Genomic DNA, 16,320 nt, shown 5'->3' with positions numbered 1-16,320 from the left:
GCAGTGTGTGGGCATCACCTCGGGGGCCAGTCCCGGCCCCCTCCGGGCGACCCCCGGCCCCCGCAGGTGATCCTGCCCAACAGCAATCCGTTCTGGAGGCTTCACCATGAAGCGCAATGTCGTCATCGCCACCGTCGCCGCGGCCGCTCTGATCGCCGGCGGCACCGCGACCGCTGTCGCGATCGGTAACGAGGACGGGACGGCAACGGCGTCCAGCCCGGCGCAGTCCCAGCAGGCCGGCGGCGTGGCGTCGTACGACGGGCAGGGGACCGGCGACGACAGCGACGGCGACGACGCCCGTGAGGCGCGGTCCGCCGCGGTCACCGCGCAGCAGGCCGCGGCCGCCGCGCTGAAGGCCGTGCCGGGGACGGTCACCGAGGTCGACCTGGACGACGACGAGTCCGGTGTCGCCTGGGACGTGAACGTGCTGGGCAAGGACGGCAAGTGGCACGACATCACCGTCGGCGCCGACAAGGCCGAGGTGCGCGGTCAGCACATCGACCAGGACGACGACGGTGACGAGGGCAAGGACCGGGTCCGCTCCGCCCTGGACGACGCCTCCGTCGACATCGCGCAGGCCGCCGGCAAGGCCGCCGCGCACGGCACGGTCGTCTCGGTGGAGCTGGACGGCCCGGACCACGGCAAGAAGCTCGTCTGGGAGGCCGAGACGGTCACCAAGGACGGCGCCGAGCACCATGTGAACGTCGACCCCAAGGGCGGCGCCGTGACCCAGGCGCACTCGGACGACGACCACGACAACGGCGACGACGGCGACGACGACTGATCCCGTACACCGCACACCCCGAGCCGGCGGCGCCCCCCGCCGCCCGCCCGGCCGGCCGGCTCCTCGCCCCCCGAGGAGCGGGCCGGCCGGCCAATTGCGTTCAGGCCTGTTCCGTCAGGCCCGCCACCAGCTCGTCGGCGGCGGTGTACGGGTCGAGCGTGCCGTCCATGATCCGCCCGGCGAGGGCGCCGAGCCTGCGGTCGCCGTGCAGGTCACCGATGCGCTCGCGGAGGGTCGTAACGGCGATCGTCTCGACCTCGCGGGCGGCCCGGGCGGCCCGGCGCTCGGCGAGCACGCCGTGCTCGTCCATCCAGGCGCGGTGCTTCTCCAGCGCCTCCACGACCTCGTCGACGCCCTCGCCGCGGGCCGCGACGGTCTTCACGATGGGCGGCCGCCAGTCGCCCGGCGCCCGGGACTCCCCCAGGCCCAGCATGTGGTTCAGCTCGCGGGCCGTGGCGTCGGCGCCGTCCCGGTCGGCCTTGTTGACCACGTAGACGTCGCCGATCTCCAGGATGCCCGCCTTGGCGGCCTGGATGCCGTCGCCCATGCCCGGCGCGAGCAGGACCATGCTGGTGTCGGCCTGCGAGGCGATCTCCACCTCGGACTGGCCCACGCCGACGGTCTCCACGAGGATCACGTCGCAGCCCGCCGCGTCCAGCACCCGGATGGCCTGCGGGGCCGCCCAGGCCAGGCCGCCGAGGTGGCCGCGGGTGGCCATGGAGCGGATGTAGACGCCGGGGTCGGAGGCGTGCTCGCTCATCCGTACCCGGTCCCCGAGCAGGGCCCCGCCGGAGAACGGCGAGGACGGGTCGACGGCCAGCACCCCGACCCGCTTGCCCGTCTTCCGGTACGCGCTGACCAGCGCCGAGGTGGACGTGGACTTGCCCACGCCCGGCGAGCCGGTGAGGCCCACGACGTACGCCCGGCCGGTCAGCGGGGCCAGCGCCGCCATCACCTCGCGCAGCTGCGGCGAGGCGCCCTCCACCAGCGAGATCAGCCGGGCCACCGCACGCGGCCGGCCCTCCCGGGCCTGGGCGACCAGGGTGGGGACATCTGCCATTGCTCAGCGCTCCGTTCTCGGTCCCTGCGGGATGTACGTACGGGCCTGCCGTACGGGTGCCCCGGCGGACACCCGTACGGTCACCTGCCCGGTCGGGTCACTTGCCGGGCACCCGCACGATCAGGGCGTCGCCCTGGCCGCCACCGCCGCACAGCGCCGCGGCGCCCACGCCGCCGCCACGCCGCCGCAGTTCCAGCGCCAGGTGCAGGACGATACGGGCGCCGGACATGCCGATCGGGTGGCCGAGCGCGATGGCTCCGCCGTTGACGTTCACCTTTTCCGGGGAAACCCCGAGGTCCTTCATGGACTGCACGGCGACCGCGGCGAACGCCTCGTTGATCTCGATGAGGTCGAGGTCGGCGACCTTCAGGCCCTCCTTGCCGAGGGCGTGCTGGATGGCGTTGCTGGGCTGGGACTGCAGGGAGTTGTCCGGGCCGGCGACGTTGCCGTGCGCGCCGATCTCCGCGATCCACTCCAGGCCCAGCTGCTCGGCCTTGGCCTTGCTCATCACGACCACGGCGGCGGCGCCGTCGGAGATCTGCGAGGCGCTGCCGGCGGTGATGGTGCCGTCCTTGGCGAACGCGGGGCGCAGCTTGCCGAGGGACTCGGCGGTGGTCTCGCCGCGGATGCCCTCGTCCTGGCTGAAGACGACCGGCTCGCCCTTGCGCTGCGGGATCTCCACGGGGGTGATCTCGGCCTCGAAGAGGCCGTTCTTCTGGGCCGCTGCGGCGCGCTGGTGGGAGCGGGCGGCGATCTCGTCCTGCTCGGGGCGCCCGATGCCCAGCCGGGTGTTGTGCTTCTCGGTGGACTCGCCCATCGCGACGTTCTCGAAGGAGTCGGTGAGCCCGTCGTGCGCCATGGAGTCCAGCATCTCCACGGCGCCGTACTTGTAGCCGCCGCGGGACTTCGGGAGGAGGTGCGGGGCGTTGGTCATCGACTCCTGGCCGCCGGCCACGACGACGTCGAACTCGCCCGCGCGGATGAGCTGGTCGGCCAGCGCGATGGCGTCCAGGCCGGAGAGACAGACCTTGTTGACGGTCAGGGCCGGGACGTTCATGGGGATGCCGGCCTTCACGGCCGCCTGGCGCGCGGGGATCTGGCCCGCGCCGGCCTGGAGCACCTGGCCCATGATCACGTACTGCACCTGGTCGCCGCCGATGCCGGCCCGGTCCAGTGCGGCCTTGATGGCGAAACCGCCGAGGTCCGCGCCGGAGAAGGACTTCAGGGAGCCCAGCAGGCGCCCCATGGGAGTGCGGGCCCCCGCGACGATCACGGAGGTGGTGCTGCCGTTCGATGAGGACATCAGCGCGGCCCTTCCTGTGCAGGGAAGTTAACGAGGGTTTTCATCAATGTACTGAGCGGTACCGCACCGGGTCACCGGGCTGTGGATGTGATCGCGCGCACGTTGCGTAATCATGCGTGCGAGCGGTGCACTGGAGAAATGCTGACGCGAATCGACCACATCGGGATCGCCTGTCATGACCTCGACGCGACCGTCGAGTTCTACCGGGCGACGTACGGGTTCGAGGTCTTCCACGAGGAGATCAACGAGGAGCAGGGCGTGCGCGAGGCCATGCTCAAGATCAACGATACGTCGGACGGCGGTGCTTCGTACCTCCAGCTGCTGGAACCGACCCGGGAGGATTCAGCCGTGGGCAAGTGGCTGACGAAGAACGGTGAGGGGGTGCACCACATCGCCTTCGGCACCGCGGATGTGGACGGTGATGCTGCTGACATCCGGGAGAAGGGCGTACGGGTGCTCTACGACGAGCCGCGGACCGGTTCGATGGGCTCCCGGATCACCTTCCTGCACCCCAAGGACTGCCACGGCGTGCTGACCGAACTGGTCACGGCCTCCCCAGAGCACTGACCTTCGCGTTCCCCGGCCGGTAGAGTGCTGCTTCGGCCGGGGTCCGGATCGGGGCTCGGTCCAATCTCCGCCGATGATCTGACACCATTTCTTCGGAAGGGTCAGCTCCACGCACGACGGAGCCGGCCGCCACCATGACCAGGGGACGGATGGGACCGCGCAGTGCGGGGCAACGACCGCTACGAGGCTGACGATCACCTCTCGCAGTTCGAGGCCGAGATGGAGCGGCTGAAGACGGAGCGGGACAAGGCCGTCCAGCATGCCGACGACCTCGGGTATCAGGTCGAAGTTCTGCGTGCCAAGCTGCACGAGGCACGCCGTACCCTCATGACGCGTCCGGCGTACGACAACGTCAGCGCCCAGGCCGAGCAACTGCTGCGCAATGCGCAGATCCAGGCCGACCAGCTGCGTGCCGACGCCGAACGCGAGCTGCGCGAGGCACGGGCCCAGACGCAGCGCCTCCTCCAGGAGCAGGCCGAGCGCCAGTCGCAGCTGGAAGCCGAGCTGCACACCGAGGCGGTGGAGCGCCGCCGGCGGCTGGACGAGGAGCTGAACGAGCGCCGGGCCACCGTCGAGAGCCACGTCAACGAGAACGTCGCCTGGGCAGAGCAGCTGCGCGCCCGTACGGAGGCCCAGGCCCGCCGGCTCATGGACGAGTCCAGAGCCGAGGCCGAGCAGGCGCTCTCGCACGCCCGCGCCGAGGCCCAGCGGCTGGCCGAGCAGGCCCGCGAGCGGCTGGGCGCCGAGGCCGAGCAGGCCCGCGCGGAGGCCGACGCGATCCTGCGCCGCGCCCGCACGGACGCCGAGCGGCTCCTGAACGCCGCCTCCACCCAGGCCCAGGAGGCCACCGACCAGGCCGAACAGCTGCGTACCTCCACGGCGGGCGAGTCCGAGGCGGCCCGCCGCCGCAGCGCCGAGCTGACCCGCACCGCCGAGGAGCGGATGCAGGAGGCCGACACGGCGCTGCGCGAGGCGCGCGCCCGGGCCGAGAAGCTCGTCGAGGAGGCGGAGGCCGACGCCGCCAAGCGGCTGGCCGCGTCGGAGTCGGAGAACGAGCAGCGCACCCGTACGGCCAAGCAGGAGATCGCCCGGCTGGTCGGCGAGGCCACCAAGGAGACCGAGGCCCTCAAGGCCGAGGCCGAGCAGCTGCGCGCCGACGCCAAGGCGGAGGCCGAGCGGCTGGTCTCGGAGGCCCAGGAGGCCGCCCGCGCCAAGGCCGCCGAGGACTCCGCGGCGCAGCTGGCGAAGGCCGCGCGGAGCGCCGAGGAGATGGTCAGCAAGGCGTCGGAGGACGCCAAGGCCACCACCAGGGCCGCCGCCGAGGAGGCCGAGCGGATCCGCAAGGAGGCCGAGACCGAGGCGGACCGGCTGCGCGAGGAGGCGCACGAGACCGCCCAGCAGCTCAAGGGCGCTGCCAAGGACGACACCAAGGAATACCGCGCCAAGACCGTCGAGCTGCAGGAGGAGGCGCGCCGGCTGCGCGGCGAGGCCGAGCAGCTGCGGGCCGAGGCGGTCGACGAGGGCGAGCGGATCCGCGGCGAGGCGCGCCGCGAGGCCGTGCAGCAGATCGAGGAGGCCGCGGCCACCGCCGAGGAGCTGCTGGCCAAGGCCAAGTCGGACGCCGAGGAGACCCGTTCGGGTGCGGCGGCGGACGGCGAGCGGGTGCGCGGCGAGGCCGCCGAGCGCGCCGCGCAGCTGCGTACGCAGGCCGAGGAGGCGCTGGACCAGGCCCGCCAGGAGGCCGAGGACCTGTACGCAGCGGCCGAGGAGGCCGCGGCCGCCACCCGTACCGAGGCCGAGGAGGCCGCCGCCGAACTGCGGGCCGAGGCCGAGCGCAGCGCGGACGAGCGCCGCGAGCTGGCCCAGGCCGAGCTGGACCGGCTGCACTCCGAGGCGGAGGAGCGGGTCGCCGCGGCCGAGACGGCGCTGCGCGAGGCCCGCGAGGAGGCCGAGGGCCTCCGCAGGGAGGCCCAGGAGGAGACCGCCCGGCTGAAGGCGGAGTCCGCCGAGCGCCGCCGGGAGAAGGAGCAGCAGGCCGAGGAGGAGGCCGAGCGGCTGCGCACCGAGGCCGCCGCGGACGCCTCCGAGGCGCGCGCCGAGGCCGAGGCCACCGCGGCCCGGCTGCACAGCGAGGCCGCCGCCGAGGCCGAGCGGCTGAAGGCGGAGGCGCAGGAGACCGCCGACCGGGTGCGCGCGGAGGCCGCGGCGGCCGCCGAGCGTACGGGCACGGAGGCCGCCGAGGCGCTGGCCGCCGCGCAGGAGGAGGCGGCCCGCCGCCGCCGGGAGGCCGAACAGCAGCTGGGCGAGGCCCGCGAGGAGGCCCACCAGGAGCGCACGGCGGCCCGCGAGCAGAGCGAGGAACTGCTGGCCACGGCCCGCGCACGGGTCTCCGAGGCGCAGACCGAGGCCGAGCGGCTGGTGGAGGAGGCGGACCGGCGCGCCGAGGAGCTGGTCGCCACCGCCGAGCAGACCGCGCAGCAGGTGCGGGACGCGGTCGCCGGGCTGCGCGAGCAGGCCGAGGAGGAGATCGCCGGACTGCGGTCGGCCGCCGAGCACGCGGCCGCGCGCACGAAGGAGGAGGCGCAGCAGGAGGCGGACCGGGTCCGCTCCGACGCGTACGACGAGCGCGAGCGCGCCTCGCAGGACGCCGGCCGCGTCCGGCAGGAGGCGCAGGTCGAGGCCGAGGCCGCCAAGTCCCTTGCCGAGCGTACGGTTTCGGAGGCCATCGCCGAGGCCGAGCGGCTGCGCGTGGAGGCCAACAGCGCGCTGGACGAGGCGCGCGAGGCCGCGAACCAGCGCCGCGCCGAGGCCGCCGAGCAGGCCGACGAACTGCTGGGCGAGGCCCAGCGGGAGGCCGAGCGGACGATTGCCGAGGCGGGTGCCGAGGCCGAGCGGCTGCGCGGGGAGGCGAACAGCGCGCTGGACGAGGCGCGCGAGGAGGCCAACCGGCGCCGCAGCGAGGCCGCGCAGCAGGCGGACGAGCTGCTGAACGAGGCCACCGCGCAGGCCGAGAAGCTGGTCGCGGACGCCACCGAGAAGGCGCAGCAGCTGCGGACGAACGCCTCGGACGCGCTGGCCGCCGCCGAGCAGGACGCGGCGCGTGCCCGGGCCGAGGCCCGCGAGGACGCCAACCGCATGCGGTCGGAGGCCGCTGAGCAGGCGGACCGGTTGATCGCCGAGGCCCGTACGGAGGCCGAGCGGATCGTCAACGAGGCCACCGAGCTGACCTCGTCGGCCCAGGCGGACGCCGACCGTTCGATCCGCGAGGGCCAGGAGACGGCCGACCGGCTGCGGGCCGAGGCCGGCGAGCAGGCCGAGCGGCTCGTCGCGGACGCCACGGCGCAGGCCGAGCGGCTCCGTGCGGAGGCCGCCGAGGCACTGGAGAACGCCCGCACGGAGGCCGAGCGGACGGCGGACGAGGCGCGCAAGGACGCGGCGAAGCGCCGTGCCGACGCGGCCGAGCAGGCGGACAGCCTGATCTCGGAGGCCGGTACCGAGGCCGAACGGCTGCGCACGGAGGCGGCGGAGGCCACCGCGGCGGCGGAGCGGGAGGCGGACCGGGCCCGGGCCGACGCCCGCGAGCAGGCCGACCGGATGCTCGCCGAGGCTTCGGCCGACGCGGACCGGATGCGGGCCGAGGCCGCCGAAACGGTCAGCTCGGCGCAGCAGCACGCGCAGCGCACGCGGACCGAGGCGGACCAGGTCAAGGCGGAGGCCGAGGCCGAGGCCGAGCGGTTCCGCAACGACGCGCTGGAGGAGGCCGAGCGCACCCTGGACGAGGCGCGCAAGGACGCGGCCAAGCGGCGTGCGGACGCCGCCGAGCAGGCGGACCAGCTGGTCGCCAAGGCGCAGGAGGAGGCGCTGAAGGCGGCCACCGCGGCCGAGGAGCAGGCCGACACGATGGTCGGCGTGGCCCGCAAGGAGGCCGAGCGGCTCGTCGCGGAGGCCACGGCGGACGGCAACGCCCGGGTGGAGAAGTCCCGTACGGACGCCGACACGCTGCTCAGCGAGGCGCGCGGGGACGCGACCGCGATCCGGGAGCGCGCCGAGGAGCTGCGGGCCCGTATCGAGGCCGAGGTCGAGGAGCTGCACGAGCGGGCCCGCCGGGAGTCGGCCGAGGCGATGAAGTCGGCGGGCGAGCGCGTCGACAAGCTCATCGCGCAGGCCGAGGCGCAGCGCGTGGAGGCCGAGGAGCAGGCCAAGGAGATGCTGTCGGACGCGAGCAGCGAGGCCAGCAAGGTCCGCATCGCGGCGGTGAAGAAGGCCGAGGGCCTGATCAAGGAGGCCGAGCAGAAGAAGGCGCAGGCCGTACGGGAGGCCGAGGCGCTGCGTACCGAGGCCGAGCAGGAGGCCCAGCGGATCGTGGACGACGGGAAGCGCGAGCTGGAGGTGCTGGTCCGGCGCCGGGAGGACATCAACACCGAGATCTCGCGGGTCCAGGATGTCCTGGAAGCGCTGGAGTCGTTCGAGACGCCGGGTGGCGCCGGCGGCGGTGGTAAGGGAGGCTCGTCGCAGGGTTCCGGTTCGGGGGGCGTCAAGGCCGCGGCGGGCGCGGGGGCAACTCGTTCGGGTGGCAAGCAGTCTGATGGTTAGCCACTCAAATGAGGGGTCATTCTCCACTTCAAACGGTCAATGACTCGATGACACGCCGCTCGGGCCCCTAGGATTCCCCTTATCACCTCACCGGTCTCTTTCGACAGGAACCCCATGAGCGACACTTCCTCCCCCTTCGGTTTCGAGCTCGTGCGGCGTGGGTACGACCGCGGTCAGGTCGACGACCGCATTACGAAGCTCGTCGCCGACCGCGACAGCGCGCTGGCCCGTATCACCTCGCTGGAAAAGCGCATCGAGGAGCTCCATCTCGAAACGCAGAACGCCCAGGCCCAGGTAAACGACGCCGAGCCGTCCTACGCGGGCCTCGGTGCCCGGGTCGAGAAGATCCTCCGTCTCGCCGAGGAGGAGGCCAAGGACCTGCGCGAGGAAGCGCGCCGGGCCGCCGAGCAGCACCGCGAGCTGGCCGAGTCGGCCGCCCAGCAGGTCCGCAACGACGCCGAGGCATTCGCCGCCGAGCGCAAGGCCAAGGCGGAGGACGAGGGCGCCCGGATCGTCGAGAAGGCGAAGGGCGAGGCGCAGACGCTGCGGTCCGACGCGCAGAAGGACGCGCAGTCCAAGCGCGAGGAGGCGGACTCCCTCTTCGAGGAGACCCGCGCGAAGGCCGCCCAGGCCGCGGCCGACTTCGAGACGAACCTCGCCAAGCGCCGCGAGCAGTCCGAGCGCGACCTCGCCTCGCGTCAGGCCAAGGCCGAGAAGCGGCTCGCCGAGATCGAGCACCGCGCCGAGCAGCTCCGCCTGGAGGCCGAGAAGCTGCGGACGGACGCGGAGCGCCGGGCCCGCCAGACGGTGGAGACCGCGCAGCGCCAGGCCGAGGACATCGTGGCCGACGCGAACGCCAAGGCGGACCGTATCCGCAGCGAATCCGAGCGCGAGCTGGCGGCGCTGACGAACCGCCGCGACTCCATCAACGCCCAGCTGACCAACGTCCGCGAGATGCTCGCGACGCTGACCGGTGCGGCGGTGGCTGCCGCCGGCAACCCGGGCGAGGAGGACTCCTCCCGCGGTGTGCCCGCCCAGCAGGGCCGCTGACGCGGCTTGAGGCCGACGATCCGCCCCGTGCCGTTTTCCGCGGTGCGGGGCGGATGCGTGTTCGGGATGCGGGCTGCGGTGCCGGTGCGGGTCCGCATCGCGGCCCGGCGGCCGCTCGTCCTCAATCGCCGGACAGGCTTGATTTTGCCGGGCCGGCCCTCCATACGGAGGCGGTCCAGCGGCGAGTGACACGTGCCGCCCGTACCGTGGGCGCATGATCGAGATTGAAGGGCTGACGAAGCGGTACGGCGAGAAGCTTGCCGTCGACCGGCTGACCTTCACCGTCCGGCCCGGCATCATCACCGGCTTTCTCGGCCCCAACGGCGCCGGGAAGTCGACCACCATGCGGATGATGCTCGGCCTGGACAACCCCACCGCCGGCACGGCCCGTATCGACGGCAAGCACTACCGGCAGCTGAGGGACCCGCTCAAGTACATCGGCGCCCTGCTGGACGCCAAGGCCATGCACGGCGGCCGCAGCGCCTACCACCACCTGCTCTGCCTGGCGCAGAGCAACGGCATTCCGCGCGCCCGCGTCCACCAGGCGCTGGACACGGTGGGCCTGACCGCGGTCGCCAAGAAGCGGGCCAAGGGGTTCTCGCTCGGCATGGGGCAGCGGCTCGGCATCGCCGCCGCGCTGCTGGGCGACCCGCGGATCCTGATGTTCGACGAGCCGGTCAACGGTCTCGACCCCGAGGGCATCCACTGGATCCGCAACCTGATGAAGAGCCTGGCGTCCCAGGGCCGTACGGTCTTCGTCTCCTCGCACCTGATGAGCGAGATGGCGCTGACCGCCGACCATCTGGTCGTCATCGGGCAGGGCCGGCTGCTCGCCGACACCTCCATGGCCGACTTCATCCGGCGCAACTCGCGCAGCTACGTCAGGATGCGCTCGCCGGAGCACGAGCGGCTGCGGGACGTGCTGGCCGCGGCCGGGCACGCCGTCGTACCGGCCAGGGACGGAGCACTGGAGATCGACGGGGCGAGCGCGGACCGGCTGGGCGAGCTGGCCGCCGAGAACGGCCTCGTGCTGCACGAACTCAGCCCGCAGCAGGCGTCACTGGAGGAGGCGTTCATGCAGCTCACCGCGGAGTCGGTGGAGTACCACGCGCACTCGGGAACGACGGACCCGGCGGCCCCGGCGGGCCCCGCGGGACCGGCCCCCGGGCCGGGTGCGGCCCCGCAGGCGGGCCCCGCGCCCGGCTGGGGCGAGGACTGGCGCCGGAAGAAGGGGCGCTGACGATGGCGGTGGTCTCCCAGGTCATCGGTTCGGAATGGACCAAGATCAGGTCGGTGCGCTCCACGGTGTGGACGCTGGGCATCGCCGTGGTCGTCACGGTCGCGCTCGGCGCGCTGATCTGCCTGCTCGTCAAGAACGACTTCGGGTCCATGCCGGCCCGCGAGCGGCTGACGTTCGACCCGACCAACACGGCCTTCGCCGGGATGGGGCTGGGCCAGCTCGCGATGATCGTCTTCGGGGTGCTGGTGGTCTCCAACGAGTACAGCACCGGCATGATCCGTACCTCGCTCGCCGCCGTGCCGCAGCGCGCCACCTTCCTCACCAGCAAGATCGTCGTGGCCACCGTGCTCGCCTTCGTCGTGTCGCTGGTGACCGCCTTCCTCACCTTCTTCCTCGGCCAGGCCATGCTCGGGCCCGACCTGCGGGTGGCGCTGGGCGATCCGGGCGTGCTGCGCGCGGTCTTCGGCGGCGCGCTCTACATGACGCTGATCGCGGTGTTCTCCATGGGTGTGGCCACGATGCTGCGCAGCCCGATGCTCTCGCTGGGCATCCTGATGCCGTTCTTCTTCCTGATCTCCAACATCCTGGGCACCGTCTCGGCCACCCGGAAGCTCGGCCGCTACCTCCCCGACCAGGCGGGCCAGCGGATCATGAAGGTGGTGCTCACCGACGACGTCTCGTACGGGCCGTGGGGCGGGCTCGGCATCATGGCCCTGTGGGTGGTCGCGGCGCTGGCCGGCGGCTATCTCCTGCTCAAGAAGCGGGACGCATGACGTCGGTACGGGCCGCCGGCCTCGGCGCCGTACCGGCCCTGGAACCGCTCAGCTATCCGGGCCGCCCGGTCGACGCGCCCGCCCTCCTGGACGGCGAGGCGCTGCTGCCGCTCACCGCCGCCCCCGGCCGGCACCGGGTCGGCGGCTGGCGTCTGGGCCCGGACCCCGACCGCACGCTCGACGACGTCCTGCGCACCCGCGGCCTGCCGCTCACCGGGCGGCGCCACCCCGTCCTCGCCGTCGGCTCCAACGCCTCCCCCGCGCAGGTCGCCTACAAGCTCGCCCGGAGCGAGGTGCCGGTGGCCGTGCCGATGGTCCCGGCACGGGTCGGGGGCATCGGCGTGGGCAGCTCCGCGCACGTCGGGACGCCGGGCTACGTGGCCGCCGCGCCCTTCGCAGACCCGCAGTCCGAGGTGACGCTGGTGGCGGGCTGGCTGGACGCCGCGCAGCTGGCGGTCGTGGACGCCACCGAGGCCCGCTACCACCGGATCCTGCTGCCCGGCGACCGCTTCCCGATGACGCTGCCGTCCGGGGAGCGGCTGGGCGGCGCGTATCTCTACGTCAGCCGGTACGGCGTGCTGGCCGGGCCGGACGGCCGGCCGCGGCCCGCCGGGGCGCAGCCTGCGCTGCTCGCCGCGCTGCTGGCCGGCTCGGCGGCGCTGCGGCGGCTCCTCGGGCCCGATCCGCGGACGTGGGTGCGGCGGGCGGCGGAGGACGGCGCGGTGCGCGCTGCCGCCCGGCAGGTCTTCCGTGCGGAGGGCCGGGTGGTGCCGCAGCCGGAGTTCACCCCATACGTGGACGACGACGCGGAGGTCCTGACGTACGACGATCTTCCGCCCATCGGGGGCGGCGCGGGACTTCGTGGGTCACCGACACGCGGGGATTGAGTGGAACCGTCAATGGCTCGATAGCCTCCTAACCCTCACGGGGGCATGAGGTCACTTCGGCATGCCGTGCCCCACACCATCTCGCGAGGGGCGGAGAATGATCGAGGCAGTCGGCCTGACGAAGCGCTACGGCGCCAAGACGGCCGTGCACAACCTGTCGTTCCAGGTACGGCCGGGCACCGTCACCGGCTTCCTGGGGCCCAACGGGTCCGGGAAGTCCACCACGATGCGCATGATCCTGGGGCTGGACACCCCGACGGCCGGGCACGTGACGATCGGCGGCCACCCCTTCCGCAAGCTGCCGAACGCGCCCCGCCAGGTCGGCGCGCTGCTCGACGCCAAGGCCGTGCACGGCGGCCGCAGCGCCCGCCAGCACCTGCTGTCGCTGGCCCAGCTCGCCGGCATCCCGGCAAGCCGGGTGGACGAGGTGCTCGGTCTGGTCGGCCTGCAGGACGTGGCGAGAAAGCGGTCCAAGGGCTTCTCGCTGGGCATGGGGCAGCGCCTCGGCATCGCCTCCGCGATGCTCGGCGACCCGCAGGTCCTGCTCTTCGACGAGCCGGTCAACGGCCTGGACCCGGAGGGCATCCTCTGGGTCCGCAACCTGATGAAGCAGCTGGCGTCGGAGGGCCGTACGGTCTTCGTCTCCTCGCACCTGATGAGCGAGATGGCGCTGACCGCCGAGCACCTGATCGTGATCGGCCGCGGCCAGCTGCTCGCCGACATGAACGTCAAGGACTTCATCGCCGCCAACTCCGCCGGCTTCGCGCGGGTCCGCACCCCGGACACCGAGCCCGGCCAGGCCGAGAAGCTGACCGCCGCGCTGGGCGAGGCGGGCGGCCAGGTCGCGCCCGAGCCGGACGGCGCGCTGCGCGTGACCGGGCTGGCGCTGCCGCAGATCAGCGATCTGGCGCACGAGGCCGACGTCCGGCTGTGGGAGCTCTCGCCGCACCAGGCCTCCCTGGAGGAGGCGTACATGCAGCTGACGCAGAGCGCCGTGGACTACCGCTCGGCGGTGCCGCCGCAGGTCCCGCACGGTGCGGTGCCGCCGCAGGCGATCGCGCAGCCGCCCGGGATGCCGCCGCAGGGGCACGCGGCCGGCCCGTACGCCGGACAGCCCGGGCCGCAGGCCGGGACGGCGCCGCAGGCCGGTATGCCGGGGCCGTACGGGCAGCCCGGCCCGTTCGCGGGCGGGCCGCCGCAGGGCGCGCCCGTGCCCGGCCCGCACGGGGCGCCGCCGCAGGCCCAGCCGCACCCACAGCAGGCCCAGCCCCAGCCGCCGCACCCACAGCAGGCCCAGCCCCAGCCGCAGGCCCCTGCCGGGCCGCCGCACGCCGCCCCCGCCGACCCGACCCAGCAGCACAGCGAGGACGCCCGATGACCACCCCCGAGCAGCCGCAGCAACAGCCTCAGCAGCCGCGCCAGGACGTACCGCCCCGTCAGGACGAGGGCACGATGATGCTGAACGCCGTCGGGGCGCGGGGCGGACAGCAGCCGGTCGCCCAGCCGCAGGCGCAGCCACAGCCGCAGGGCCAGCAGCCTCCGCAGGCTCCGCAGGCTCCGCCGCAGCAGTACCAGCACCAGCAGCCTCCGGTACCGCACCAGCCGCAGCCGCAGCCCGGGCAGCACGCCGCCGGTCCCCCGCACTCGCAGCTCCCCGGGTCCGGCTACGTCTCCCCCATTCCGGTCCGGCGGGCCCACCTCGGCCACGCGCTGGCCTCGGAGTGGACGAAGATCAAGTCGGTCCGCTCCACGGTGTGGACGCTCGGCGTGATGATCCTCCTCGTCGTCGGCATCGGCGCGCTCACCGGCATCGGCATCTCCGCGAGCGGCACGAACCTGGGCAGCGAGTCGCCGCTGGGCTTCGGCATGTTCGGCATGCTGCTCGGCCTGATGTGCGTGATCACTCTGGGCGTGCTGTGCGTCTCCTCCGAGTACGGCACCGGCATGATCCGTACGACGCTGACCGCCTGCCCCAGCCGGGCGCGGGTGCTCGCGGCGAAGGCGATCGTCTTCTTCCTGCTGTCCTTCGTGGTCACCGCCGTGACCACGGCGGTGGTGGCACTGCTGCTGACCGGGATGCTCAGCGGCCAGGGCGGGGCCACGCCGGACGGCTCCGAGTGGTTCAAGGCGACGATCGGCGTCAGCCTCTACGTCGCGATGATCGGGCTGCTCGCGCTGGCCGTGGGCGCGCTGCTGCGGCACTCCGCCGGCGCCATCACCATCATGATCGGCCTGGTGCTGCTGCCGCTGGTGCTGGCGCTGTTCATGATGGCGGAGAGCCTGTCGGACCTGCGGGAGTGGCTGTTCGAGTACTCCATCCCCAGCCAGCTCGGCGTGATGTACAGCAACGCCGTGGCCTCGTCCGGCCCGTCGGGCTGGGAGCCGCTGTGGATCATGACGGGGCTCACGGCCGTCGTCCTCGGCGGCGCCTTCGTGGCGCTCAACCAGCGGGACGTGTAGGCCCGCACCGGGAAGGCCCGGCCGAGAGGCCGGAAAGCGCTGCTCCGAGGGTCAGTATCGGGGCGCGTTACGGGACCGCTGGAGCCGGGCGCTTCGGCGGTCCCGCGCGTTCCAGCAGGCCTTGTGCCAGTGCCTGCGGTCGTCACCGTCGCTGTGCTGCGGCCAGGCCACCACATGCGGCACGCCGGGCGGGATCTCCTGGTCACAGCCCGGGCAGCGGTAGTGCTTGGCGGCCGCGCCCCCGCCGACATGGCGGACGTACCACTCCTCGCCGCGCCACTCCGCCGTACTCTCCAGTCCGTACCGGCTGCCGCCCACGCGGTCCGAGGGATTCTCACCGCCGCGTGGACGGTTTCGACGGGGGGACACTGGGCACCTCGGGACTTCTCTGGGGGAGTAACGGCCTGTTACCAGACTACGGTGCGCGGTCGGCGTCCCGAGTCCCCTGTCGCAATGCTGCGATCATCAGGAAACTTCGCCGGGAGCCGTGCCTTTGGCACGTGTCAGCCGTTGTTGCCTGTAAGGGGGATGTCGCGTCGGCTGCGAGGAGGCAGAAGAGCGATGCGCGTTGGGGCATTCATCCTGGCCGCCCAGTTTCCGGGCCAGGGCGAGGGGGAGACACTGCATAGGGCCGTCCGGTCGGCCGAGGTGGCCGAGGAGGCCGGGCTCGACGACGTCTGGGTGGCCGAGCATCATTTCGTGCCGTACGGCATCTGTCCGTCGGCGGTGACGCTGGCCGCGCAGCTGCTGGGGCGTACGCACCGCATCGGCGTCGGCACGGCCGTCAGCGTACTGCCGACGGCGCATCCGGTCGCGGTCGGTGAGCAGGCGGCACTGCTGCATCTGACGTCCGGCGGGCGGTTCACGCTCGGCGTCGGGCGGGGCGGGCCGTGGGTGGACCTGGAGGTCTTCGGGTCCGGCCTCGCGGCGTACGAGGAAGGCTTTCCGGAATCCCTGGACCTGCTGCTGCGCTGGCTGCGCGAGCCGCGGGTCGGGGCCGCCGGGGCGCGGTACGCCTTCCGGGACGTGGCGGTGGTGCCGCGGCCCGCGGAGGAGCCGGCCGGCCGGGACGGCCCGCCGGTGGTGGTGGCCTGCACCTCTCCCGGGTCCGTGCGGCTGGCGGCCGAGCGCGGCCTGCCGATGCTGCTCGGGATGCACGCGGCGGACGAGGAAAAGGCCGAGATGGTCGCCTGCTGGCGGCGTACGGCGCTGGCAGCGGGGCGGGATCCGGACGAGGTCGCCGCGGCCGGGCACGTCTCGGCGGGCGTCGCGCAGATCGCCGACACCCGGCAGGACGCCACGGAGATCCTGCTGAAGTCGATGCCCGGCTGGCTGCGCCAGGGGCTGGCGGCCCATGTCACGGTCGACGGCCGGCTCCGCGCCATGCGGGATCCGCTGGCCTACACCGAGCTGCTGTGCGGGCTCCATCCGGTGGGGACACCGGAGAGCTGCGCCGACCGGCTCGCCGCGTCGGCGGAGAAGACGGGGATCAGGCGCTACGCCCTGCTGGTCGAGGGCTCCGGCGACCTGGCCACGACGGAGGAGAACATCCGCCGGCTGGGCAAAGAGGTCCTTCCGGTACTGCCCTGAGCGCGCCGCCGGG

General features: G+C 73.4%; 13 protein-coding genes. 10 read left to right on the top strand and 3 right to left on the bottom strand.

From position 1 onward, the window contains the following. Positions 1-106: 106 nt before the first annotated feature. Positions 107-784: a PepSY domain-containing protein gene (locus ACIGQF_RS16285; protein WP_399710447.1), complete on the top strand. Its 678-nt coding sequence runs from the start codon at positions 107-109 to the stop codon at positions 782-784. A 100-nt stretch (positions 785-884) separates the two neighbouring features. Here ACIGQF_RS16285 and meaB read toward each other — a convergent pair whose 3' ends face one another. Further along, entirely contained in the window at positions 885-1,844 is a 960-nt protein-coding gene (gene meaB, locus ACIGQF_RS16280) for a methylmalonyl Co-A mutase-associated GTPase MeaB (protein ID WP_361555736.1), read from the bottom strand. A 97-nt stretch (positions 1,845-1,941) separates the two neighbouring features. Further along, positions 1,942-3,117, bottom strand: a complete 1,176-nt coding sequence (locus ACIGQF_RS16275; RefSeq protein ID WP_399710965.1) for an acetyl-CoA C-acetyltransferase — start codon at positions 3,115-3,117, stop codon at positions 1,942-1,944. Positions 3,118-3,285: 168 nt separating this feature from the next. Between ACIGQF_RS16275 and mce the strand changes: the two genes are divergently transcribed. From mce to ACIGQF_RS16235, 8 genes are all read left to right on the top strand, one after another. Then, positions 3,286-3,714, top strand: coding sequence for a methylmalonyl-CoA epimerase (gene mce / locus ACIGQF_RS16270; RefSeq protein ID WP_399710445.1), 429 nt, complete (start codon positions 3,286-3,288; stop codon positions 3,712-3,714). Between the two features lie 162 nt (positions 3,715-3,876). Further along, entirely contained in the window at positions 3,877-8,307 is a 4,431-nt protein-coding gene (scy, locus tag ACIGQF_RS16265; RefSeq protein ID WP_399710443.1) for a polarized growth protein Scy, read from the top strand. Between the two features lie 114 nt (positions 8,308-8,421). Continuing rightward, positions 8,422-9,357 carry a cellulose-binding protein gene (locus ACIGQF_RS16260; protein WP_361555727.1) on the top strand — a complete coding sequence of 312 codons (936 nt, stop codon included), beginning with the start codon at positions 8,422-8,424 and terminating at the stop codon, positions 9,355-9,357. A gap of 214 nt (positions 9,358-9,571) precedes the next feature. Continuing rightward, positions 9,572-10,597 (top strand): ABC transporter ATP-binding protein, encoded by a 1,026-nt coding sequence (locus tag ACIGQF_RS16255; protein ID WP_399710440.1) that lies wholly within the window; start codon positions 9,572-9,574, stop codon positions 10,595-10,597. A gap of 2 nt (positions 10,598-10,599) precedes the next feature. Continuing rightward, a complete protein-coding gene (locus ACIGQF_RS16250) occupies positions 10,600-11,370 on the top strand; it encodes an ABC transporter permease (protein ID WP_399710438.1) in 771 nt (256 codons plus the stop codon). Further along, positions 11,367-12,257, top strand: a complete 891-nt coding sequence (locus tag ACIGQF_RS16245) for a hypothetical protein (RefSeq protein WP_399710436.1) — start codon at positions 11,367-11,369, stop codon at positions 12,255-12,257. Before ACIGQF_RS16250 ends, ACIGQF_RS16245 begins: the two co-directional genes overlap by 4 nt. A gap of 97 nt (positions 12,258-12,354) precedes the next feature. Continuing rightward, positions 12,355-13,635 (top strand): ATP-binding cassette domain-containing protein, encoded by a 1,281-nt coding sequence (locus ACIGQF_RS16240; RefSeq protein WP_399710434.1) that lies wholly within the window; start codon positions 12,355-12,357, stop codon positions 13,633-13,635. Then, positions 13,632-14,717, top strand: a complete 1,086-nt coding sequence (locus ACIGQF_RS16235) for an ABC transporter permease subunit (protein WP_399710432.1) — start codon at positions 13,632-13,634, stop codon at positions 14,715-14,717. The genes ACIGQF_RS16240 and ACIGQF_RS16235 overlap by 4 nt, the downstream gene beginning before the upstream one ends. Before the next feature lie 51 nt (positions 14,718-14,768). On the opposite strand, the gene ACIGQF_RS16230 is transcribed toward ACIGQF_RS16235, so the two are convergent. Beyond that, complete coding sequence (locus ACIGQF_RS16230) at positions 14,769-15,086, bottom strand: ATP/GTP-binding protein (RefSeq protein ID WP_399710430.1); 318 nt, start codon at positions 15,084-15,086, stop codon at positions 14,769-14,771. Between the two features lie 192 nt (positions 15,087-15,278). Between ACIGQF_RS16230 and ACIGQF_RS16225 the strand changes: the two genes are divergently transcribed. Then, positions 15,279-16,307 carry an LLM class flavin-dependent oxidoreductase gene (locus tag ACIGQF_RS16225; protein WP_399710428.1) on the top strand — a complete coding sequence of 343 codons (1,029 nt, stop codon included), beginning with the start codon at positions 15,279-15,281 and terminating at the stop codon, positions 16,305-16,307. Positions 16,308-16,320 lie beyond the last annotated feature (13 nt).

The sequence above is a fragment of the Streptomyces sp. NPDC053560 genome (assembly GCF_044544605.1).
In the GTDB taxonomy this organism is placed as follows: Bacteria; Actinomycetota; Actinomycetes; order Streptomycetales; family Streptomycetaceae; genus Streptomyces.
This window is presented reverse-complemented; position numbering and strand designations above follow the sequence as displayed.